The sequence below is a fragment of the Pseudomonas sp. PA-5-4B genome, assembly GCF_021606215.1.
GTDB classification, from domain to species: Bacteria; Pseudomonadota; Gammaproteobacteria; order Pseudomonadales; family Pseudomonadaceae; genus Aquipseudomonas; species Aquipseudomonas edaphica.
Map to the genome: position 1 here is coordinate 82,412 of NZ_WKDB01000012.1, position 22,744 is coordinate 105,155.

A 22,744-nucleotide genomic window follows, 5' to 3' on the forward strand; every position below is an offset into this window, starting at 1 on the left:
GGCCTGGGACGATTTAACGCCCAGGCCCTTTTTTCTTCAACTTAAACGCGGCTGTCAGAACACCACAGTCTTGTTGCCGTGTACCAGCACGCGATCTTCCAAGTGGTAACGCAGGCCACGGGCCAGCACCATCTTCTCGACGTCACGGCCGAAACGCACCATGTCTTCAATGCTGTCGCGGTGGCTGACGCGCACTACGTCCTGCTCGATGATCGGGCCGGCGTCGAGCTCCTCGGTGACATAGTGGCACGTTGCGCCAATCAACTTCACACCGCGCAGGGAGGCCTGGTGATACGGCTTGGCACCCACAAACGATGGCAGGAAGCTGTGGTGAATGTTGATCACTCGACCGGCATATTCGCTGCACAGTTCCGGCGGCAGGATTTGCATGTAGCGCGCCAGCACGACTACATCGGCTTCGTGCTGCTTGACCAGGCGGGAGACTTCGGCGAATGCCGGTTCCTTGTCCTGTGGGTTGACCGGCACGTGGTAGTACGGGATGCCATGCCATTCGACCATGCTGCGCAGGTCATCATGGTTGGAAATTACACAGGCGATCTCACAGTCCAGCTCATCGCTGTGCCAACGGTGCAGCAAGTCGGCCAGGCAGTGGGATTCACGGCTGGCCATCAGCACGACACGTTTTTTCTGCTCGGTGTCGGTGATATGCCAGGTCATCGAAAACTCTTCAGCGATCGGCGCAAACGCCTCGCGAAACGCTTCGAGGCCGAAGGGCAGCGTGTCGGCACGTATCTCATGACGCATGAAAAACCAACCACTGAGATCGTCCGAGTGATGGCTCGCCTCGGTGATCCAGCCGTTGTGGGAGGCCAGAAAGTTACTGACTTTGGCAACGATACCAACCCGGTCCGGGCAAGCAATCACCAGCCGAAAAGTGCGCATTAGGGGGAAACTCCAGAACTTCGCAAAGGCCGCCATTCTAGCGATTACGCAGAAAAACTGCAGTACTCCTTGCACCTTATTCTGTCGCCCGGTCCTGGCGACACCCCTTAATAGCGTAAGGTTTTACCGCCGCTATATGAACGCCCTTCCGAGGCTCAGACAGTTATGCAAAATAAACAGAATTATTTTTACACCTACCACCTATTAATTAACTCGATTGCATAGCATTGCCACAAACATTCAACGTAATTCACATAAATGCCTTCTTAAATGTTTACTTGGGGAAATTGCCTGACTATTATTAGGCCACTCACTGTCAATCAGCGCTCTACATAAGGTAGTCCACATGTCCCTGATCAACGAATACCGCGCCACCGAAGAAGCTATCAAAGAACTGCAAGCCCGTTTGAAGAACCTGTCACAAGACGACAAGCTGCAAACCGAGCTGGAATTCGAAGGCAAACTGCGCACCCTGATGGGTGAGTACTCCAAATCCCTGCGTGACATCATCGCGCTGCTGGATCCGGAATCCAAAGTTAAAGCACCACGTGGCGCTGTGAAAACTACCGGCACCAAGCGTGCTCGCAAGGTCAAGCAGTACAAAAACCCGCACAACGGCGAAGTGATTGAAACCAAAGGTGGCAACCACAAGACTCTGAAAGAGTGGAAAGCCAAGTGGGGCGGCGACGTGGTAGAAGGTTGGGCTACCCTGCTGGGCTAAGCCTGATCGGGCTTCTGCCTGATATGCAACACAATAAAAACGCCAGCTTGCTGGCGTTTTTTATTGTCCGAATATTTTGCAAGTGCCTGACTACAAGCCCAGGCGAGCGGCTAAAGAGTCGGCATACTCTTGCCATTCATCGAGCACCTGGCGCTGAAACGCTGTAGCACTAACAGCCAACTCCTCACGTGCCTGCTTAAATGCCAACAGGGTATTGGGTGCGCCCCACTCCGGGCTCGACAAACGTTGCTGACAGAAAAGTTTCCAGCGTTGTTGCTCATCGTTGTCCAAGGTGTCAGGAAAGTTACGCGCACGGTAACGGAATAATAATTCCGGCAATCGATGATCATCGAAAGGCCACTGCTGACGTGCCAACTGTGACGGTTCAGCCACACGGACTTGTTCGCATAACCGTCGGTCGCGGTCACCGATAAAACCGTCATAGAGCTGCTGCTCCGGGTCTGTGCTCGGTGCAAAGTCTTCCTCGGCATAAATGGCTGCCAACTTGTCGCGCCAAACTTCCTGTGCGTCAGTTAGTCGCAGCGCCCGCGCCTGGCACACGTCCATATCGAAGTTCAGGCGTTCGCGATCCTGTGCGCGCAGCACATTCAATGGCGCGACCACCGGGCAGCGGTTGATATGCAACAACTTGAGCGGCACTGGCAACTCACCTTGCGCCAACTCATCACGGCGCGTGTAAAGCCGCTGGCGTAAGGTTTCGGCGTCCAGGTCGAGCAAACCCTGCGGGTCGAGACCAAGGTCACAGACAATCAACGCATTGCGATTGCGCGGGTGCCAGGCCAGGGGCAGTACCACACCCAGGTAATGACGCTCGGCGGAGAAACGCCCGGAAATATGCACCATGGGCTGCAACAGGCGGATCTGATCCATCACCCGCTGCTTGCTGCGCAGTTGAAACAGCCAGTCATACAACTTTGGCTGCTTGTCGCGGATCAGCCGCGCCAGGGCTATGGTGGCTCGCACGTCCGACAGGGCATCGTGAGCATGGCCATGGTCGATGCCATTGGCTTGGGTCAAACGCTCCAGCTTGAGGGTGACACGCCCGTCCTGCTGCGGCCACTCAATGCCTTCGGGGCGCAGTGCGTAAGCCGTACGAACCACATCGATCAAGTCCCAACGACTATTGCCCCCCTGCCACTCACGGGCATACGGATCAAAAAAGTTGCGGTACAGGCTGTAGCGCGTCATTTCATCGTCAAAGCGCAACGTGTTGTAACCGGCACCACAGGTTCCAGGCGCAGCCAGCTCGGCGTGCACGCGGGTCATGAAGTCGGCTTCGGCCAGGCCTTTTTCCGCCAGAATGCCAGGGGTGATACCGGTTATGGCGCAGGCAGCCGGGTGCGGCAGGATATCGTCGCTTGGCTGGCAATAAAGGTTGACCGGCGGGCCGACCTCGTTGAGCTCGAGGTCGGTACGAATACCGGCAACCTGCAACGGGCGATCGCTGCGGGGGTTGATGCCGGTAGTTTCATAGTCGTACCAGAAAATGGTAGTCACGGGCTGTTCCTGTGCTGAAGATCGACAAAGTCTAGGCGCTGCAAGGCACTCGGGGCCAGCGATAGATTACTGTACAAACATCCAGCAAAACCTTGAAAGGTTGCTTCCACCGTCGACACTGCTAGCATCCGTGTCTTCAAGCCGCCCGCACTGCCAAGGATCGCGATGCCATCAGTTCCATTGGATACCCACTACCCGATCGAGACCCCCGAGGGCATAGACTTGCCCTTGCGCCCGGCCGGCCTGATGCCACGCGCACTGGCTTTTGCTTTCGACCTGGGACTGCGCGGCCTGATCATGGGTATCCTGCTCGTGCCGCTGGCGTTGCTTGGCAATATCGGTATTGGCTTGGGCTCGCTGCTGCTGTTCCTGATCAGTTGGTGGTACATGGTGCTGTTCGAAGTCCTTAACCAGGGCTGCTCTCCGGGCAAGCAGGTCATGGGCTTGCGCGTCATTCAGGACGACGGCACACCCATTGGCTGGCCAGCTTCACTCATCCGCAACCTGCTGCGCTTTGTCGACATGCTGCCTTTGGGCTACTTCCTCGGCGCCATCAGTTGCCTGCAACACCCTCACTTCAAACGGCTCGGCGACCTCGCTGCGGGCACCCTGGTGGTCTACCGCGAACAGCCACTGGCGCGCCCCAAGGTGCCTCAAGCCGCCGCCCTGCGCCTGCCCTTCACGCTGGAGCTGAGCGAACAACGCGCCATACTGGGTTTCGCTGAACGCCAAAGTGAGTTGTCCGCCGATCGGGTGCACGAACTGGCGTCCATCCTGGCAACGCCGTTACACGTATCGCCGGCTCGCGCGGTAGAACAACTCAATGGCGTGGCGCGCGGCTTAGTGGGGCCAGCATGAAGCAGAGCCTGTTCGAGAGCCGCCATCAGCCGCAGTGGCAAGCCTTCACCGCACAACTCATACAGTTGGAGCAAGGCAAGGCAAAGGCCAGCGATATGTCTGACTTCCCCCACCATTATCGACGCCTGTGCCAGCACCTCGCCCTGGCCCAGGAGCGTGGCTACAGCAGCTATCTGATAGATCCCCTGCAACAACTGGCGCTGCGGGGCCACCAGCAGTTGTATCGCCACCGCAGCCAATTGGGCGCGAATGTACTGGGTTTCATCCTGGCGGGCTTCCCGCGCCTGGTGCGCGAACAATGGCGTTTCGTGTTAATCGCCGGCGTGCTGTTCTTCGGCAGCCTGGTGGGCGTTGCGTTGCTGGTCTACCTGTTTCCAGACCTTATCTACAGCATCGTGAGCCCCGCGCAGGTCGCCGAAATGCACAGCATGTATGACCCGGATGCTGGCCACCTGGGGCGTGCCGCCGACCGCGCTTCCAGTGAAGACTGGATGATGTTCGGCTACTACGTGATGCACAACATCGGGATTGCCTTCCAGACCTTTGCCGCCGGTTTGCTATTTGGTTTGGGCAGCGTGTTCTTTCTGATTTTCAACGGCCTGATCATCGGCGCCATCTCCGGCCACCTCACCGAGATCGGCTATGGCCAGACCTTCTGGTCGTTTGTCATCGGCCACGGTGCTTTCGAACTCACGGCCATCGCCCTGGCCGGGGCGGCAGGCTTGCAATTGGGCTGGGCGGTGATTGCTCCCGGGCACCTGACTCGCGGCGAATCCCTGCGGCTGGCGGCACGCACAAGCGTGCGGATGCTTTGCGGCGTCATGCTATTGCTGCTGATCGCGGCGTTTATTGAAGCCTATTGGTCTTCCTCCACCACGATCACGCCCTGGATCAAATACTCAACGGGCGCCGGGCTGTGGCTGCTGGTTGCCGCCTACCTCACGCTTGCCGGACGCACTCACCATGCGCCTGAGTGAGGCCAGCGTGGTAATTCGGCCCCGCACCTCCTGGGAAGCCATGGACCTGGGCGTACTGATGGCCCAGGAACATCGACTGCTGTTAATGAGCAGTTGGGCAATGGTGACGTTGCCGATATTCATTTTGCTGACCGTGCTGCTGTGGCGATACCCGTCCATGGCCATGTTTGTGTTCTGGTGGTTAAAACCGGCCTTTGACCGCTTGCCACTGTACATCCTCTCCAAGGCCTTGTTTGGCGAGACACCCAGCCTCAAGCAGGCTGTGCGCCAGTGGCCGCGCCTGCTCAAAGGCCAACTGCTGGCCAGCCTGACCTGGAGGCGACTGAGCCTGAGCCGCAGCTTTGTGATGCCGGTGAGCCAGCTTGAAGGCCAGGATGGCAATGCCCGTCAAATACGCCTGGGGGTGCTGCTGCAACGCAACGCCGGCGCCGCACGCTGGCTGACCACCATTGGCGTGCATATGGAAATCGGCCTGTGGTTCGGTTGCATGGCACTGTTTTACCTGTTCATCCCGCAGCAACTGGAACTCGATTGGGACTGGCAACGGCTGGCACTGGCAAGCGGCTCGGAAGGGTTGTGGCTGGAGCATTTGAGTAACGCCTTCTACGCACTGATTCTGGTGTTCTGGGAGCCCATTTATGTCGCTTGCGGCTTCAGCCTGTACCTCAACCGCCGCACCGTGCTGGAAGCCTGGGACCTTGAACTGGTGTTCCGCCGATTACGCCAACGCCTGAGCAGCGTCGCAACGTTGCTGCTGGTGGCTGGGCTGATGCTCGTGCCATTCAGCCGCCCCGTCATGGCGGACGACCCCGGACCGGCCAAACAAGTCACCACCCAGGCCGCCAGCCAATCGATCAAGGCGCTGCTGGACAGCCCCCCGTTCAAGCACCCGGAAACCGTCACTCGCTACCGTTTTGGCGACGAAAAAAACGCCGCGCAACACAAGGTAAAGGGTGACGGTAAACTTCCGGCCTGGCTTCAGGCGCTACTGGACGGATTCAACAGCAATACCTTCAAAAACGCCGCCCTCGGCCTGGAGGTACTGCTCTGGGGCCTGCTGGCGACTGGCCTCGCGCTAGTTGTCTGGCGCTATCGGGAGTGGCTGCACACCTTCGTCAGTCGACGCGGGCCAGCCAAAGCCAAAACCGCCAAAGCGGCCCCTGCACAATTGTTCGGCCTGGCGTTGGGCAGCGAGACCTTGCCTGACGACATTGCCAGCACCGCCGAACAGCTGTGGTCCACCCACCCCAGGGAAGCTCTCGGCCTGCTGTATCGCGGCCTGCTCAACCGACTGCTGCACGACTTCAACCTGCCCCTGAAAAGCGCCGATACCGAAGGCCAGGTCCTGGAGCGCATCCACCAACTGCAACAGCCACAACTACTGGCCTTCAGTGATGCACTGACACACCACTGGCAAAACCTCGCCTATGGCCACCGCCTGCCGCCGGCTTTGGTACAACAGCAACTGTGCCGCGATTGGCGCGCCCTGTTCAGTACGGGAGCCGCCCAATGAACCGCCCCATGCTGTGGGTCGGCCTGCTGCTGGCCTGTGTGCTTGGAGCAGGTGGGCTTTATGTTTGGCACAAGGCGATCCCCTACGACGAAATAGTCGATCGCGGCCCATCGCCACAAGCCATCGCCAACCCCTACCTGGCGGCTGAATACTTCCTGCGCCAGCAGGGCCTGGCCGTGGAACACGCCAACAGCCTTGAGCACCTGGCCGACCAGCCAGCCAAGGGGCATAGCCTGGTATTGCTGGGCGAGCGCAGCAACATGACCCCGCGCCAGGCTGAGCAACTGCTGGACTGGGCAAAATCCGGTGGCCATTTGCTGCTGGTTGCCGAAGCGCTTTGGGATGAGGAAACCGGTAAAAGCGGCGACCTGCTGCTGGATCAGCTGGGCTTCCACCAGACACTCAGCGAGGGCCTTGACGAGCCTGCTTCCCCACGCAAAAAGAAAGTACCGGACCTGACCAAGCTCTACGTCGACAATGAGACCGCCCCGGCCTATTTCAGCTTCGATACCGACTTCAACCTCACCGACCCCAGACACCTGGCGCAGTTCTCCGCCAACAGCGGCAAGTCCAGCCATTTGATGCAACGCAACTTCGGCCAAGGCACCGTAACGGTTGTAACCGACAGCGACTTGTGGAAAACCCCAGGCATCGGCAAACACGATAACGCCTGGCTGTTGTGGTATCTCAACCGGGGGACGGATGTAACACTGCTGTTCAACAGCGACGTAGACGATCTGCTCACCCTGCTAATGCGCAACTTCCCCCAGGCGTTAGTGGCGCTCTGCGCACTGATTGCCCTGGCACTCTGGCACGCCGGCATGCGCCAGGGGCCGACCCAGGCGCCCGCGCCAAAGGCACGTCGCCAGTTACAGGAACATTTGAAGGCCAGTGCCGACTTCCTGCTGCGCCGCAGTGGCCAAGGCACGCTGCTGCACGCCTTGCAGCGTGATATCCAGCGGGCTGCACGACGACGCCACCCAGGCTTTGAACACCTCGACAGCGACGAACAATGGCAGGTCCTCGAACGCCTGACGCGCCAACCCTCCCACGTCATCCGCCAGGCCCTCGACCCACTCCCGGCAAAACGGCTCACCAGCGCCGATTTCAGCCGTCAGGTGGCGAGCCTGCAAACCCTCAGGAATGCCCTATGAGCGAATTTCCATCAGCCACCGCCCCGACTGCCGAAAGCCTTCAAAAGGCCAGCCAGCAGGCACAGGCTCTGCGTGTTGAACTGCGTAAGGCGGTGATTGGCCAGGACCAGGTGATCGACGATGTGCTGACCGCATTGATCGCAGGTGGCCACATACTGCTCGAAGGTGTACCGGGCCTAGGCAAAACCCTGTTGGTTCGCGCGTTGGCACGCTGTTTTGGTGGCGACTTTGCACGTATTCAGTTCACCCCGGACCTGATGCCCAGCGATGTCACCGGCCACGCGGTGTACGACCTGCACAGTGAGCAGTTCAAGCTGCGCAAGGGGCCGCTGTTCACCCACTTGTTGCTGGCCGATGAAATCAATCGCGCCCCCGCCAAGACCCAGGCCGCCCTGCTTGAGGCCATGCAGGAACGCCAAGTCACCCTCGAGGGCGAAGCGCTGCCCATTGGCCAACCGTTCATGGTGCTCGCGACCCAGAACCCCATCGAACAGGAAGGCACGTACCCCCTGCCCGAGGCCGAGCTGGACCGGTTCATGCTCAAAGTACGCATGGACTACCCCGATGCGCAGCAGGAGCTGGAGATGGTCCGCGAAGTCACCCGCTCCTCCAGGGCCGACATGTTGGATGTGCAGCCACTGCGCACGGTGCTGCAGGCAGAGGACGTGTTGCAGTTGCAGCAAATTGCCAGCGAACTGCCGCTGGATGAGCAAGTACTCGACTACGCCGTGCGCCTGGCCCGCGCCACTCGCAGTTGGCCGGGGCTGACCATCGGTGCAGGCCCGCGTGCCTCCATCGCCCTGGTTCGCGGCGCCCGCGCCCGGGCCTTGCTACGCGGCGGCGAGTTTGTTACCCCGGACGATATCAAGGGCTGCGCCTTGGCGGTGCTGCGCCATCGCGTGCGTATTGCCCCCGAATTGGACATTGACGGGCTGGAAGTGGATCAGGTGCTCAAGCAACTGCTGGACCAGATTTCGGCACCTCGGCAATGACCCGACCATGAAGCCAACTCGTCTGCTGCTGATCTGGCTCGGCGTCCTCTCGGGTTTGAACATCCTCTTGGGCGCGGCTACAGCGCTCCAGCTCAAAGTGCCCGACACGCTGCATTCAGTGGCGTGGGGCCTGCTGCTGGCGCTGTTTCTATTGGCACTGCTGGACGCCCTGCGCCTGCGGCGCCTTCCCTGCCCACGGGTGCAACGGCAGATGCCCGGCAGCCTGGCCCTGGGCCGCTGGGGTGAGGTACGCCTGACCCTTGAACATGACTACCCGCAGCCGCTGACCGTGCAGGTATTTGACCACGCACCTGACGGCCTGAGCGTGGAGAATATGCCGCAGTCCATCGAGCTTCTCCCGGGCCAGCGAAGCGAACTGGGCTATCGAGTGCGGCCCTTGCGGCGCGGCCACTTCAGTTTCAGTCGCAGTGAGATTCACCTGCCCAGCCCTTTCGGGTTGTGGTCTGCGAGGCGTTTTGTTGCAGCCCGGGATACAACGCGGGTCTACCCTGACTTTGCCCGTTTGTACGGCGCACAACTGCTGGGCGTGGACAGTTGGTTGAGCCAATTAGGGGTTCGCCAGCACCCACGACGCGGGTTGGGGCTGGAGTTTCATCAGTTGCGCGAGTTTCGCGAAGGCGACAGCCTGCGACAGATCGACTGGAAGGCCACCGCGCGCCAGCGCACGCCCATCGCCCGGGAATATCAGGACGAACGCGACCAGCAGATAGTGCTCATGCTCGATTGCGGCCGGCGCATGCGCAGCCAGGACGCGGAGCTCGCTCACTTCGACCACGCCCTCAATGCCTGCCTGTTACTCAGTTACGTCGCCTTGCGCCAAGGCGATGCGGTGGGTCTGTGCACCTTTGCCTGTGACCAGCCACGCTACCTGGCACCCGTCAAAGGCAGCGGCCAACTGAACGTATTACTCAATGCCGTTTACGACCTCGACACCACCCGACGCACTGCCGATTATGCAGCCGCCGCCAGCCAATTACTGGCCCGACAGAAACGTCGGGCATTAGTGATCGTGGTGACCAATCTTCGCGATGAAGATGATGAGGAGTTACTCGCAGCCGTTAAGCGCATCAGCCGGCAACATCGGGTGCTGGTCGCCAGCCTGCGCGAAGACATACTCGACCAACTGCGCCAGGCCCCGGTTCAAACCTTGCCTGAAGCGCTGGCCTACAGCGGGACTGTCGACTATCTCAACAAGAGAAACGATCTGCATGAGCGCTTGAGTGCCCACGGTTTGTCGGTGCTGGATACGCCACCTTCGGGGCTGGGGGCTGCACTGGTGACGCGCTATCTGGGCTGGAAAAAGGCCGGTGTTTTATGACTCAAGCACACGACCACAAGCTCGGCTAACCACGTCCGAGCCGGGTCGACAGCGCGCAACGTCTAGGCGGAAGCCTGCAGAGGATCAAAGGTGAAGTAATGATACAAGGCACTTATCAAGTGCCCGTATGCCTCAGGCGCTTCGACCACGCGAAACCCTGAGTCATAGTGCTGCGGGTTAACATCTTCGTGGCTCCACAAGCACATCGCTGTGAGGTCAATTGCCTGGAAATCACCGTCTGCCAGAGGGATTTTCAAACGCAGTTCAAACGCCACGTCAACCATCATGGGTAATTGGCTGATTAACATCAGCCCATCTTCGGACACGTTCCCCAAGTAGCCAATAGGCTTATCCGTCAGCCGGTTGAACACTTTCAAGAAACCAGACAGCTGATGCCGCTCAATCCTTCGGTCGGTAAACATGATGAAATCGCCATCCATTGGCCAGATCAGTGGCCGCGCCAGTTATTCGGAACGAACACTGAATGTTCGCTCTCCCTGGAAATTGGTGCGAATCCAGCGTGCGCTTGATCGCCTTACAACTGCCAATCCCAAGCAATCCATCCGATTGAACATAAACTTGTACAAACAGACATTCAAAGAATAGCTTAAGACTGGCGACGGGCCAGCTATGGAATGACAAATATCATCAAAGTGATGCGGGCCGTGGCTGCGCGACACTCGCGCCGGAGTAATGGCCCAGTTGCTGCAGGGTGTCGAGCCGAGCACGGGCACGATAGGCGTACTCGCTGGACGGGTACTGATTGATGATGAACTGGTAGGTTTGCACCGCATCGACGAACAGCTTCTGGCGCTCCAGGCATTGCCCGCGCAGCATCGAAACTTCCGGTTGCACATACCGACGGGTACGGCTCTCGCGGTCTACCTGGGACAACTCCAGGGTGACACGCTCGCAGTCACCCACCCCATAGGCGCGGTAAGCGTTGTTCAAATGATGGTCCATCGACCAGCGGGTACAGCCGACAACACTGACGGCCAGGGCAGCAATGAGCAAAATTCGCATGGGGGTTCTCCTGTCTTGAGCAGTGTATCGACCCCGCGTCGAAAATCTTCAAGGATGTTCATCTATTCAATTGGAGCGAAAACAAGCGAATCTTCGATAAGTAGTGCAAACGAACAATGACTACAACCAAAGAGCATAGTAGCCTTCCCCAGCGCTTGAACTCAGGAGTCTGTGCATGTCCGTCCGTCGTACCAAAATCGTCGCCACCCTTGGCCCGGCCAGTAACTCGCCGGAAGTCCTCGAACAGCTGATTCTGGCTGGTTTGGACGTTGCCCGTCTGAACTTCTCCCACGGCACCCCGGACGAGCACAAGGCTCGCGCCAAGCTGGTGCGTGACCTGGCCGCCAAGCACGGCCGCTTTGTGGCACTGCTGGGTGACCTGCAAGGCCCGAAAATTCGTATCGCCAAATTCGCCAACAAGCGCATTGAGCTGAAGATCGGTGACAAGTTCACCTTCTCCACCAGCCATTCGCTGACCGAAGGCAACCAGGAAGTCGTCGGTATCGACTACCCGGACCTGGTCAAGGACTGCGGCGTCGGCGACGAACTGCTGCTGGACGACGGCCGCGTGGTGATGCGCGTCGACACGGCCACCTCGACGGAGCTGAACTGCACCGTGATCATCGGTGGCCCGTTGTCCGATCACAAAGGCATCAACCGTCGCGGCGGTGGCCTGACGGCGCCGGCCCTGACTGAGAAAGACAAGGCCGACATCAAGCTCGCCGCCGAAATGGAAGTGGACTACCTCGCCGTGTCCTTCCCACGCGACGCTGCCGACATGGAATATGCCCGTAAGCTGCGCGACGAAGCCGGCGGTACTGCCTGGCTGGTGGCGAAGATCGAACGTGCCGAAGCCGTGGCCGATGACGAAACCCTCGATGCCCTGATCAATGCATCCGACGCTGTGATGGTTGCCCGTGGCGACCTGGGCGTGGAAATCGGTGACGCCGAGCTGATCGGTATCCAGAAGAAGATCATCCTGCACGCACGCCGTCACAACAAGGCCGTGATCGTAGCGACCCAGATGATGGAGTCGATGATCCAGAACCCGATGCCAACCCGTGCCGAAGTGTCCGACGTGGCCAACGCCGTGCTCGACTACACCGACGCCGTGATGCTCTCGGCTGAAAGTGCTGCCGGCCCTTACCCGCTGGAAGCCGTACAGGCCATGGCGCGTATCTGCGTCGGTGCCGAAAAGCACCCGACCAGCAAGACCTCCAGCCACCGCATCGGCAAAGTGTTCGAAAGCTGCGACCAGAGCATCGCCCTGGCGGCCATGTACACCGCCAACCACTTCCCGGGCGTCAAGGCGATCATTGCCCTGACCGAAAGTGGCTACACCCCGCTGATCATGTCGCGCATCCGTTCGTCGGTACCGATCTACGCGTTCACCCCGCACCGCGAAGCCCAGGCCCGCGCAGCGTTGTTCCGTGGCGTGTACACCATTCCGTTCGATCCAGCTTCGTTGGCCCCTAACGAAGTGAGCCAGAAGGCAATCGACGAACTGGTCAAGCGTGGCGTCGTAGAGAAAGGCGACTGGGTCATCCTGACCAAGGGCGACAGCTACCACACCACCGGTGGCACCAATGGCATGAAGATCCTGCACGTGGGCGACCCGCAGTTCTGAGTGACACGCTGAAAAACAAAAGCCCTGCCATGTGAATGGCGGGGCTTTTTGTATTTAAAGGCCTGGAGATCTGTTGAATTAAAGGGCCTCATCGCAGGCAAGCCAGCTCCCACAGTTGACCGCATTCCAATGTGGGAGCTGGCTTGCCTGCGATGGCGTCATCAACGCCGGGCAATAAACCCCGACAACGCCGCAATCGCCTCCGGTGACTTCAAACGCTGCACAAACAACGCCCCCTCGACCTCAATCACCTGCCGCAACTGTTCACGGTCGACACTTTTCATCAACTGTTTGCTGACCTGCACCGCTCCCGGCGCCAGGGTTTCAAAGCGCTGCGCAACTTCCCGCGCCTTGACCAGCGCCGCTTCACCGCTACCCATCGCCTCAGTAGCAATGCCCCACGCCGCCGCCTGCTCGCCGGTAAAGCCTTCGCCCAACAGCAACAGTTCAGCCGCTTTCGCATGCCCCAGCAGCCGAGGCAGGATCAGGCTGGAGCCAAACTCCGGGCACAGCCCCAGGTTGACGAAAGGCATGCGCAAGCGCGCATCGCGACTGATATAGACGAGATCGCAATGCAGCAACAGGGTCGTACCGATGCCGACCGCCGCACCCGCCACCGCCGCGATCACCGGCTTGCGGCAGTTGAGCAGGCTTTTCATGAAGTGAAACGGCGGGCTGTCCAGATCACTGGGCGGCTGTTCGAGGAAGTCGGCTATGTCGTTGCCGGCGGTAAAACACTCATTGCTGCCCTGGATCAGCACCGCACGGATACCTGAGTCCGCATCAGCCTGCTCCAACGCCTCGGCCAGTTGGGTGTACATGGCGCGGGTCAGGGCGTTTTTCTTGTCGGGGCGATTGAACTGCAGGGTCAGCAGCCCGCCTTCGCGTTGCAGCAGGATGGCGTCGGTCATGGCGAATCTCGCGGCTGGAAAAGTCAGCGCTCAACCACGCGGCAGGAACATATCAGCCAGCAGTTGATTGCGCGGCAAGCCCGCCAGGAACAGGCGTTTGGAAAACGCTTCGACATTGGCGGGGTGCCCGCAGAGTAAGGCCAGAGTTTGCCGCGAAACAAGCCGCAGTTGCGCCAATGCCTGGGCCGACTCAGCCGCCGTCCACAGCTCCACAGTCAGGTTCGCGTGCAGCGCGGCCAATTGCGCCAAGGGTTCGGCCAGATAATGCCCATCGGCATCATGGGCCAGGTGAATCAGGCGGATGGCGCCTTGGTGATCCTGGCGCAGTGCCTCGCGCAGCACGCCCCATAACGGCCCAAGCCCCGTGCCGGATGCCAGCAGCCACAGCGGCCGCGATTGCCAGTCAGGATCGTATTGCAGTGCCCCGCCACGTAATTCGCCGAGGCGCAGGCTGTCGCCCACCTGTAATTGCCGAGCAATAGCGCTGAATTCGCCGGGCAGGCGGCAATCGAGGTGAAACTCCAAAAACGGGTCTTCCTGCGGCAAGCTGGCCAACGAATACGGGCGCGCCACCTGCCCCGCCCACAGCACCAGATGTTGCCCGGCCCGATAACGCAAGCCACGTTCGGGTTGCAGGCGCAGGCGCAGTACCTCGGGGCTCAACCAGTCGACGCCCACCACTTGAGCGGGCAAACCATCGTGCAGTGGGTCAAATGCTTCAACCTGTAAATCTGCGACAACTTCACACTGGCAAGCCAAACGCCAACCGTCCTGGCGCTGCGCCGGGCTCAGGGCATCGGGTTGCTTATCATCGACCTCACCCCGGCAACGCACCAGGCACGCATGGCAACTGCCCGCCCGGCAACTGTAGGGCACAGCCACACCCGCCAGATTCAAGGCATCCAGCAGGTTGCTGCCGGTGGCTACCGACCAGTGGCGTTCGCCGACGTGCAGTTCAGGCATATAAAGGCTCAATCAGAAGGGACCGGCACAGGGAATCATGCCTGCGACAGTTTGACCATAGTCGGGTGTATCGGCCACCGCGTCGGGTTATACTGCCGCGCCTTTTTAGCGTCGCGCCTTGCACCACTGTGGCGTGCCTTGGAAAGGTGGTTTCAGCCGACCGATGCAACACTGAAGCCACCTTTATTGAATGTTCCCTTATAGAGGAGCGCGACTCATGACCGTGATCAAGCAAGACGACCTGATTCAGAGCGTTGCCGACGCCCTGCAATTCATTTCCTACTACCACCCCGTTGACTTCATCCAGGCCATGCACGAAGCCTACCTGCGTGAAGAATCGCCGGCAGCCCGTGACTCCATCGCCCAGATCCTGATCAACTCGCGCATGTGCGCCACCGGCCATCGCCCAATCTGCCAGGACACCGGTATTGTTACCGTGTTCGTGCGCGTGGGCATGGACGTGCGTTGGGACGGCGCCACCATGGGCCTGGACGACATGATCAACGAAGGCGTGCGTCGCGCCTACAACCTGCCGGAAAACGTCCTGCGTGCTTCCATCCTGGCCGACCCGGCCGGTGCGCGTAAAAACACCAAGGACAACACTCCGGCCGTAATCCACTACTCCATCGTCCCGGGTAACACCGTGGAAGTGGACGTGGCAGCCAAGGGCGGCGGTTCCGAGAACAAGTCGAAAATGGCCATGCTCAACCCGTCCGACTCGATCGTCGACTGGGTGCTCAAGACCGTTCCGACCATGGGCGCCGGCTGGTGCCCACCGGGCATGCTCGGCATCGGCATCGGCGGCACCGCCGAGAAAGCTGCGGTAATGGCCAAGGAAGTGTTGATGGAGTCCATCGACATTCACGAGCTGAAAAAGCGCGGCCCGCAGAACCGTATCGAAGAGATGCGCCTGGAGCTGTTCGAGAAGGTCAACCAACTGGGCATCGGCGCCCAGGGCCTGGGTGGCCTGACCACCGTGCTCGACGTGAAAATCATGGACTACCCGACCCACGCAGCCTCGCTGCCGGTGTGCATGATCCCCAACTGCGCCGCCACCCGTCATGCACACTTTGTGCTCGATGGTTCAGGCCCGGCGTCGCTGGAGGCACCACCGCTGGACGCCTACCCGGAAATCGTCTGGGAAGCCGGCCCGTCGGCCCGCCGCGTCAACCTCGACACCCTGCCCCCGGAAGAAGTACAAAGCTGGAAGCCGGGCGAAACCGTGTTGCTCAACGGCAAGATGCTCACCGGCCGCGACGCAGCTCACAAGCGTATGGTCGAGATGCTCAACAAGGGCGAAACCCTGCCGGTGGACCTCAAGGGTCGCTTCATCTACTACGTCGGCCCGGTTGATCCGGTGCGCGAAGAAGTGGTTGGCCCGGCTGGCCCGACCACGGCCACGCGGATGGACAAGTTCACCCGTCAGATCCTCGAGCAAACCGGCCTGTTGGGTATGATCGGCAAATCCGAGCGCGGCCCGACTGCGATCGAAGCGATCAAGGACCACAAGGCCGTATACCTGATGGCCGTGGGCGGCGCTGCTTACCTGGTGGCGCAAGCCATCAAGAAGTCGCGCGTTGTCGCATTTGCCGAACTGGGCATGGAAGCGATCTACGAGTTCGACGTCAAAGACATGCCGGTCACCGTTGCGGTGGACAGCAAGGGCGAATCCGTACACATCACCGGTCCTGCCATCTGGCAGAAGAAGATCAGTGAAAGCCTGGCGGTCGAAGTGCAGTAAGCACTTCCCCGCAAGGAAAAAGGCGACTGCGGCCCCACGGCCCAGTCGCCTTTTTTATGGCGAACTCGGTCATGTGGGAGCTGGCTTGCCTGCTCCCACAGAAATTCCACGTGCCACAAGTTTGCGGCGGCTCATGCTATGGTGCTTGCCCCTTACCGCGCCTGTTCATCACCGTATGATCGTGATCCCTCGCCCCCTGCGACTGACTTTCTACTCGCTGTTGATCATCGCCGGCGCCGTGCTGGCCGCCGCCTTGGCCACCCGCCATGCCGAACGCCAGGCCTTGGTGGATGACGCCGCTCGCGCCAATCAACAACTGGCGCTCTATGCCAACTCACTGCATACCCTGATTGAACGTTACCGTGCCCTGCCCGCCGTACTGGCGCTGGATTCGGAAATGATCAGCGCCCTTAAAGCCCCGCTGGACACCGCCACCCAGGACTTGCTCAACCGCAAGCTGGAACGCATCAACGGTGCCGCGCAGTCTTCCACTCTGGAATTGATGGACCGTAACGGTCTGGCCGTGGCCGCCAGCAACTGGAACCTGCCCAGCAGTTATGTCGGGCACAACTACGCGTTTCGCCCGTATTTCAGCCAGACCTTGAGCCAGGGAACCGGGCGTTTTTATGCGGTGGGGGTGACCACCGGCATTCCGGGTTATTTCCTCTCCAGCGCCGTGGTCGATGAGCACGAACAGTTCCTCGGCGCCATGGTGGTGAAGCTGGAGTTCCCCGAACTTGAGCGCGAATGGGCCCAAGGTAATGACCTGCTGCTGGTCAGCGATGCGCGTGGCATCGTGTTTATCGCCAATCAGCCGGGCTGGCGTTTCCGCAACTTGCGTCCGTTGTCGGCGAGCGACCTTGCCGAACTCAAGGCAACTCGCCAATACGACAAGAAACAGCTGCAGCCGCTGGACACCCAAACATTGCAGCGTTTTGACGAAAACAGCCATCTGATGCGTGTCAACGGCCCCGACGGCAACGCCAATTACATCTGGGAATCCCTGCCGCTGAAAGCCGAAGGCTGGACCTTGCACTTGCTGCGCAAACCGCAATTCGCCTTTGAAGACCAACGCAACGCTGGCCTTGCCGCCGCCGGTTCATGGCTGGCGCTGGTGTTCCTGCTGCTGTTCCTGAACCAACGCTGGCGCCTGGCCCGTTTGCGCCAACGCAGCCGCGAGGAGCTTGAACAGCTTGTCGAAGAACGCACCCAGGCGTTGCGCACTGCGCAGGATGGCCTGGTGCAGTCGGCCAAGCTGGCGGCCTTGGGGCAAATGTCCGCTGCCCTCGCCCATGAGATCAATCAGCCGCTGACCACCCAGCGCATGCAATTGGCGACCTTGCGCCTGCTGCTCGATCACGGCCGCGTGGACGATGCCTATAAGGCGCTCACCCCGCTGGACGACATGCTCACGCGCATGGCGGCGCTCACCAGCCACCTTAAGACCTTCGCCCGCAAGAGCCCCAGCGGCCTGCGCGAACGGCTGGATTTGGCCACGGTGGTCGACCAATCCTTGCACCTGCTCGACGCCCGCCTGCGCGATGAAAGCATTGGTGTGGTGCTGGACCTGAGCCGCCCCGCCTGGGTGCGCGGTGACGCGATCCGCCTGGAGCAAGTGCTGATCAACCTGCTACGCAATGCGCTGGACGCCATGGCCGACAAACCGCGCAAACGCCTGGAAATCCGCCTGCACGCCGACCAACAGCTGTGGCAACTGAGCGTCAGCGACAGCGGCGGCGGGATTGCCGAAGCCCATTTGAACAGCGTGTTCGATCCATTTTTCACCACCAAACCCGTGGGCGACGGCCTTGGCTTGGGGTTGGCCGTGTCCTATGCCATCGTGCATGAACTGGGTGGGCGCCTGCTCGCCGGTAACCGTGGCGACGGCGCGGTATTTACCCTGACCTTGCCCATCGCGCTGGAGACACCCGACCTATGTTGAACGCAGTGATTGTGGTGGATGACGAGGCGAGTATTCGCACCGCCGTCGAGCAGTGGTTGAGCCTGTCGGGATTCGAAGTGCAGTTGTTCAGTCGCGCCGAAGAATGCCTGGCACAGCTGCCCAAAGACTTTCCTGGCGTCATTTTGAGCGACGTGCGCATGCCCGGCCTCAGCGGCCTGGAGCTGCTGGCCGAAGTGCAGCGGCGTGACGCCGACTTACCGGTGATCTTGCTCACCGGCCATGGCGATGTACCGATGGCCGTGGAAGCCATGCGCGACGGTGCCTACGACTTTCTGGAAAAACCCTTCAGCCCGGACGCACTGCTCAACAGCCTGCGCCGCGCCTTGGATAAACGCGGGTTGATCCTGGAGAACCGTCGCCTGCATCAACAGGCCGACCATCGGGCGCAGCTGGAATCGAGCCTGCTCGGCGTGTCTCGCGGTTTGCAGACCCTGCGCCGGCAAGTGCTGGACCTGGCCAGCTTGCCGGTCAATGTGCTGATCCGTGGCGAAACCGGCAGCGGCAAGGAACTGGTCGCCCGTTGCCTGCATGATTTTGGCCCTCGGGCAAAAAAGCCGTTTGTCGCGCTCAACTGCGCGGCCATCCCCGAGCAGCTGTTTGAAGCCGAGCTGTTCGGCCACGAAAGCGGCGCGTTCACCGGCGCCCAGGGCAAGCGCATCGGCAAGCTGGAATATGCCCACGGCGGCACGCTGTTCCTGGATGAAATCGAAAGCATGCCGCTGGCCCAGCAGGTCAAATTGTTGCGGGTGCTGCAAGAGCAAAAACTGGAGCGGCTGGGCTCCAACCAAAGTATCCATGTGGACTTGCGCATCATTGCCGCCACCAAGCCCGACTTGCTCGAAGAGGCCCGCGCCGGGCGGTTTCGCGAAGACCTGGCGTACCGTTTAAACGTCGCACAACTGCGCCTGCCGCCGTTGCGTGAGCGCCGCGAAGATATCCCGCTGTTGTTCGACCACTTCGCCCAAAGCGCCGCCGAGCGCCTGGGCCGCAACGTCGAGCCGTTGAGCGGCGCGCAACTGGGGCGCCTGCTCAGCCACGACTGGCCGGGCAATGTGCGCGAGCTGGCCAACGTCGCCGAGCGCCAAGTGCTGGGCCTGGGTGAACCTGAGCCGGAAGGCGTCGAGGCCGGGCAATCCCTGGCGGCGCAACAGGAAGCGTTCGAAGCGCATTGCCTCAAGGCTGCGTTGACGCGGCACAAAGGCGATATCAAGGCGGTGTTGGCCGAGCTGCAACTGCCGCGCCGTACCTTGAATGAAAAGATGCAGCGGCATGGGTTGGTGCGGGAGATGTTTCTTTAGCTATTTTCGATGGCGTTTTCGAAGACGCTATCGCAGGCAAGCCAGCTCCCACAGTTGGAATGCGCGTTCCTGTGGGAGCTGGCTTGCCTGCGATGAGGCCAGCAGCCATAAGCGGATTTCCGCTCACCACCCAATAATCATCAGCGACTTTCCGCTCAAAAAAATCTTGTAACCCTTCTATTCCGGGCCTTCATCTGTTTGGCACAGCTCCTGCTATAGCCCAAACCAGGCTGCGTTCGTGCGGCTCCATAAAAACAACTAGATGAAGGATCCTTCAATGGATAACTCCAACGCCCTGCCTCTGGGGTCGGCGGCCGCGCCGGCTAAAGAGCGCACCACTACCAGCCGTATCAAATCGATCTTCAGTGGCTCCGTCGGCAATATGGTCGAATGGTACGACTGGTACGTCTACGCCGCTTTCTCGCTGTACTTCGCCAAGACCTTCTTCCCCGCCGGTGACTCCACCGCTCAGTTGATGAACACCGCTGCCATCTTTGCCGTGGGCTTTATCATGCGCCCGATCGGTGGCTGGCTGATGGGCCTGTATGCCGACTACAAAGGCCGCAAGGCTGCGCTGATGTTCTCGGTATTGCTGATGTGCTTCGGTTCGCTGCTGATCGCGCTGACGCCGGGCTACGACACCATCGGTATCGGCGCGCCGATCCTGCTGGTGTTTGCGCGTTTGCTGCAGGGCCTGTCGGTCGGTGGCGAGTACGGCACCTCGGCCACTTACCTGAGTGAGATGGCGACCAAGGAGCGTCGCGGTTTCTTCTCCAGCTTCCAGTACGTGACCCTGATCTCCGGCCAGCTCATCGCCCTTGCCGTATTGATCGTGTTGCAACAAACCCTGACCACCGAGCAGCTGTATGCCTGGGGCTGGCGCATCCCGTTCGCCATCGGCGCGCTGTGCGCAGTCGTCGCGTTGTTCCTGCGTCGTGGCATGGAAGAAACCGAGTCGTTCACCAAAAAGGAAAAAGCCAAGGAAAGCGCAATGCGCACCTTGATGCGTCACCCCAAGGAAGTGATGACCGTGGTCGGCCTGACCATGGGCGGCACCCTGGCCTTCTACACCTACACCACCTACATGCAGAAATACCTGGTGAACACGGTCGGCATGAGCATCTCCGACTCCACCACCATTTCGGCCGCCACACTGTTCCTGTTCATGTGCCTGCAACCGCTGGTTGGCGGGCTGTCAGACAAGGTTGGCCGCCGGCCGATCCTGATCGCCTTCGGCATCCTCGGCACGCTGTTCACCGTGCCGATCCTCACAACCCTGCACACTATCCAAAGCTGGTGGGGTGCGTTCTTCCTGATCATGGCGGCGCTGATCATCGTCAGCGGCTATACCTCGATCAACGCGGTGGTGAAAGCTGAACTGTTCCCAACCGAGATCCGTGCGCTGGGCGTGGGCCTGCCGTATGCGCTGACCGTGTCGATCTTCGGCGGTACGGCTGAAGTGATTGCGCTGTGGTTCAAGAACATCGGCATGGAGACGGGTTACTACTGGTATGTGACCGCGTGTATCGCTGTGTCGCTGGTGGTTTACGTGACCATGAAAGACACCCGTAAACACTCGCGCATCACCACCGACTAAGGGTTTAGCGCGGTAAAAAATGTGGGAGCTGGCAAGCCCGCTCCCACATTTGGTTTCAGGAAACGTCCGCTATTGCGCTACGCCCATACCGACGCTGCGCATATGCCGCCCCGGCAATCATCACCACCAGCACTGCCGCCAGCACCGCCGATGAGCCAACGGTGCCGAAATCCAGCCCGCCCTTTTCAGAGGGTTTGGTCAGAAAATCGCCCAGGGTCGCACCAAACGGGCGGGTCAGCACAAATGCCACCCAGAACAGCAGCACTGACGATATCTGTGTGAAGTATTTGAGTGCGACCACCAGCGCAATCGCCGAGCCGATCAGCAAGGCGCCACCGGCAAAGCCCAACCCCGAATCGTCCGCCAGGAAGTCGCCCAACGCGGTGCCCAAGGTGTTGGAAAACAGAATCGCCATCCAGTAAAACAGCTCGCCGCGAAAGGTCTGGACCTTGTTCACGTTCAGCGAGTCGCCGCTCAAGCGCCACAGTGCAAAGATGATCATCAGGATCACGATCAGGATCATCGACCCTGCCGCATAGCCCAGGCCCAACGTGCGGTCCATAAAGTCCGACATGGTGGTGCCGGCCGTGCTGGTGGACAGGATCACGATCCAGTACAGCACCGGGTTGTAGGTTTTCGACCAGAGCTGTGTCAGCAGCGTGACGAGAAACACGCTGATCAGGATCATCGAGCTGATGGCGTAGCCGACGTTAAGGGTCATCGAGAGCAAATCCCCGGCGGTTTCGCCCAGGGTCGTTGCGCAGATTTTCATGACCCAGAACGCCAGGGTGATCTGAGGAAGTTTGTTCATGTGCGAGAAGGCTCCGAAGCTCAGTCTTTCAATCAGCCGACTTAAAGGGGTGCCGACCTGGCGCGCAGACTGAACGCGGGGCTGTGAAAAATAGGTGGGCAATCAATGAAAATTCCATACGCGCGATGGAAATTCATCGCTCTGGATTGCACTATGACGGCCTCCTCCAACGCGCAGCAGGAACCCTGGCCCATGTCCGACGATATCCATTTCTACGAACCCGCCAACGGCCACGGCCTGCCCCATGATCCGTTCAATGCCATAGTCGGGCCACGGCCGATTGGCTGGATCTCGTCACACGATGGCGAGGGCCGCCTGAACCTGGCGCCCTACAGTTTCTTCAACGCGTTCAACTACATCCCGCCGATCATTGGGTTTTCCAGTGTCGGGCGCAAAGACAGCCTGAACAACATCGAACAGACCGGCGAGTTCGTGTGGAACCTGGCCACCCGCCCGCTGGCCGAGCAGATGAACCAGAGCTGCGCGGCCGTATCGCCGGACGTGAATGAATTCGAGTTATCCGGCCTGACGCCGGTGGCCTCGAAAATCGTCGGGGTGCCACGGGTGGGCGAAAGCCCGGTGTCGTTTGAATGCAAGGTGACGCAGATCATTCAACTGCAGCGTGCCGACAAGGGGTTGGTGCCTAGCTGGCTGGTGCTCGGTGAGGTGGTTGCCGTGCACATTGCCAAGTGGCTGCTCAAGGATGGGGTTTACGACACGGCGGCCGCTGAGCCGATTTTGCGCGGCGGTGGCCCGGCGGATTATTTCCAGTTGGGACCGGAGGCGTTGTTCAAGATGTATCGCCCGCGCTGACCCGATACTGCCCAACAAACAC

At 60.2% G+C, this 22,744-nt stretch carries 20 protein-coding genes; 13 read left to right on the forward strand and 7 right to left on the reverse strand.

The window, feature by feature from the left end:
* Positions 1 to 54: 54 nt before the first annotated feature.
* On the reverse strand, positions 55 to 903 hold the full coding sequence (gene purU / locus GIW28_RS08540) for a formyltetrahydrofolate deformylase (RefSeq protein WP_099549387.1): 849 nt from the start codon (positions 901 to 903) through the stop codon (positions 55 to 57).
* Between the two features lie 346 nt (positions 904 to 1,249).
* On the opposite strand from purU, the gene mvaT reads away from it, so the two are divergent.
* Positions 1,250 to 1,624 carry a histone-like nucleoid-structuring protein MvaT gene (gene mvaT / locus GIW28_RS08545; RefSeq protein ID WP_005790963.1) on the forward strand — a complete coding sequence of 125 codons (375 nt, stop codon included), beginning with the start codon at positions 1,250 to 1,252 and terminating at the stop codon, positions 1,622 to 1,624.
* A 90-nt stretch (positions 1,625 to 1,714) separates the two neighbouring features.
* On the opposite strand, the gene sbcB is transcribed toward mvaT, so the two are convergent.
* Positions 1,715 to 3,142: an exodeoxyribonuclease I gene (gene sbcB / locus GIW28_RS08550; RefSeq protein WP_099549385.1), complete on the reverse strand. Its 1,428-nt coding sequence runs from the start codon at positions 3,140 to 3,142 to the stop codon at positions 1,715 to 1,717.
* 165 nt (positions 3,143 to 3,307) lie between these two features.
* Between sbcB and GIW28_RS08555 the strand changes: the two genes are divergently transcribed.
* Genes GIW28_RS08555 through GIW28_RS08580 form a run of 6 tightly spaced genes read left to right on the forward strand, consistent with a single transcriptional unit; the run spans position 3,308 to position 9,975 of the window.
* Positions 3,308 to 4,000 carry an RDD family protein gene (locus tag GIW28_RS08555; protein ID WP_017139789.1) on the forward strand — a complete coding sequence of 231 codons (693 nt, stop codon included), beginning with the start codon at positions 3,308 to 3,310 and terminating at the stop codon, positions 3,998 to 4,000.
* Positions 3,997 to 4,977 (forward strand): stage II sporulation protein M, encoded by a 981-nt coding sequence (locus GIW28_RS08560; protein ID WP_017139788.1) that lies wholly within the window; start codon positions 3,997 to 3,999, stop codon positions 4,975 to 4,977. Before GIW28_RS08555 ends, GIW28_RS08560 begins: the two co-directional genes overlap by 4 nt.
* Complete coding sequence (locus GIW28_RS08565; RefSeq protein ID WP_236447738.1) at positions 4,964 to 6,490, forward strand: DUF4129 domain-containing protein; 1,527 nt, start codon at positions 4,964 to 4,966, stop codon at positions 6,488 to 6,490. The genes GIW28_RS08560 and GIW28_RS08565 overlap by 14 nt, the downstream gene beginning before the upstream one ends.
* Positions 6,487 to 7,644 carry a DUF4350 domain-containing protein gene (locus GIW28_RS08570; protein ID WP_099549382.1) on the forward strand — a complete coding sequence of 386 codons (1,158 nt, stop codon included), beginning with the start codon at positions 6,487 to 6,489 and terminating at the stop codon, positions 7,642 to 7,644. Before GIW28_RS08565 ends, GIW28_RS08570 begins: the two co-directional genes overlap by 4 nt.
* A complete protein-coding gene (locus tag GIW28_RS08575; RefSeq protein ID WP_099549381.1) occupies positions 7,641 to 8,636 on the forward strand; it encodes an AAA family ATPase in 996 nt (331 codons plus the stop codon). The genes GIW28_RS08570 and GIW28_RS08575 overlap by 4 nt, the downstream gene beginning before the upstream one ends.
* A 7-nt stretch (positions 8,637 to 8,643) precedes the next feature.
* Positions 8,644 to 9,975 (forward strand): DUF58 domain-containing protein, encoded by a 1,332-nt coding sequence (locus GIW28_RS08580; RefSeq protein ID WP_138450155.1) that lies wholly within the window; start codon positions 8,644 to 8,646, stop codon positions 9,973 to 9,975.
* A gap of 62 nt (positions 9,976 to 10,037) precedes the next feature.
* On the opposite strand, the gene GIW28_RS08585 is transcribed toward GIW28_RS08580, so the two are convergent.
* On the reverse strand, positions 10,038 to 10,397 hold the full coding sequence (locus tag GIW28_RS08585; protein ID WP_026013902.1) for a PilZ domain-containing protein: 360 nt from the start codon (positions 10,395 to 10,397) through the stop codon (positions 10,038 to 10,040).
* A 226-nt stretch (positions 10,398 to 10,623) separates the two neighbouring features.
* Positions 10,624 to 10,998 (reverse strand): tetratricopeptide repeat protein, encoded by a 375-nt coding sequence (locus tag GIW28_RS08590; protein WP_017139782.1) that lies wholly within the window; start codon positions 10,996 to 10,998, stop codon positions 10,624 to 10,626.
* Positions 10,999 to 11,173: 175 nt separating this feature from the next.
* On the opposite strand from GIW28_RS08590, the gene pyk reads away from it, so the two are divergent.
* The gene (gene pyk, locus GIW28_RS08595; RefSeq protein ID WP_017139781.1) at positions 11,174 to 12,625 is read left to right on the forward strand and encodes a pyruvate kinase; all 1,452 of its coding nucleotides are present in this window, start codon (positions 11,174 to 11,176) and stop codon (positions 12,623 to 12,625) included.
* 161 nt (positions 12,626 to 12,786) lie between these two features.
* On the opposite strand, the gene GIW28_RS08600 is transcribed toward pyk, so the two are convergent.
* Both GIW28_RS08600 and GIW28_RS08605 read right to left on the reverse strand, forming a co-directional pair.
* Positions 12,787 to 13,536, reverse strand: a complete 750-nt coding sequence (locus GIW28_RS08600; protein WP_236447780.1) for an enoyl-CoA hydratase-related protein — start codon at positions 13,534 to 13,536, stop codon at positions 12,787 to 12,789.
* Between the two features lie 30 nt (positions 13,537 to 13,566).
* Positions 13,567 to 14,499, reverse strand: coding sequence for an iron-sulfur-binding ferredoxin reductase (locus tag GIW28_RS08605; protein WP_236447781.1), 933 nt, complete (start codon positions 14,497 to 14,499; stop codon positions 13,567 to 13,569).
* A gap of 217 nt (positions 14,500 to 14,716) precedes the next feature.
* On the opposite strand from GIW28_RS08605, the gene GIW28_RS08610 reads away from it, so the two are divergent.
* The 4 genes from GIW28_RS08610 (at position 14,717) to GIW28_RS08625 (ending at position 21,098) form a co-directional block, all read left to right on the forward strand.
* Positions 14,717 to 16,240: a fumarate hydratase gene (locus tag GIW28_RS08610; protein ID WP_236447782.1), complete on the forward strand. Its 1,524-nt coding sequence runs from the start codon at positions 14,717 to 14,719 to the stop codon at positions 16,238 to 16,240.
* A gap of 175 nt (positions 16,241 to 16,415) precedes the next feature.
* The gene (locus GIW28_RS08615) at positions 16,416 to 18,182 is read left to right on the forward strand and encodes an ATP-binding protein (protein ID WP_017139779.1); all 1,767 of its coding nucleotides are present in this window, start codon (positions 16,416 to 16,418) and stop codon (positions 18,180 to 18,182) included.
* Complete coding sequence (locus GIW28_RS08620) at positions 18,176 to 19,501, forward strand: sigma-54-dependent transcriptional regulator (RefSeq protein WP_099549377.1); 1,326 nt, start codon at positions 18,176 to 18,178, stop codon at positions 19,499 to 19,501. Before GIW28_RS08615 ends, GIW28_RS08620 begins: the two co-directional genes overlap by 7 nt.
* 277 nt (positions 19,502 to 19,778) lie before the next feature.
* A complete protein-coding gene (locus GIW28_RS08625) occupies positions 19,779 to 21,098 on the forward strand; it encodes an MFS transporter (protein WP_017139777.1) in 1,320 nt (439 codons plus the stop codon).
* 55 nt (positions 21,099 to 21,153) lie between these two features.
* Here the strand turns inward: GIW28_RS08625 and GIW28_RS08630 are convergent, their stop codons facing one another.
* Entirely contained in the window at positions 21,154 to 21,909 is a 756-nt protein-coding gene (locus GIW28_RS08630; RefSeq protein ID WP_099549376.1) for a COG4705 family protein, read from the reverse strand.
* Positions 21,910 to 22,101: 192 nt separating this feature from the next.
* On the opposite strand from GIW28_RS08630, the gene GIW28_RS08635 reads away from it, so the two are divergent.
* Positions 22,102 to 22,722: a flavin reductase family protein gene (locus tag GIW28_RS08635; protein WP_236447783.1), complete on the forward strand. Its 621-nt coding sequence runs from the start codon at positions 22,102 to 22,104 to the stop codon at positions 22,720 to 22,722.
* The last annotated feature ends 22 nt before the right edge of the window (positions 22,723 to 22,744 follow it).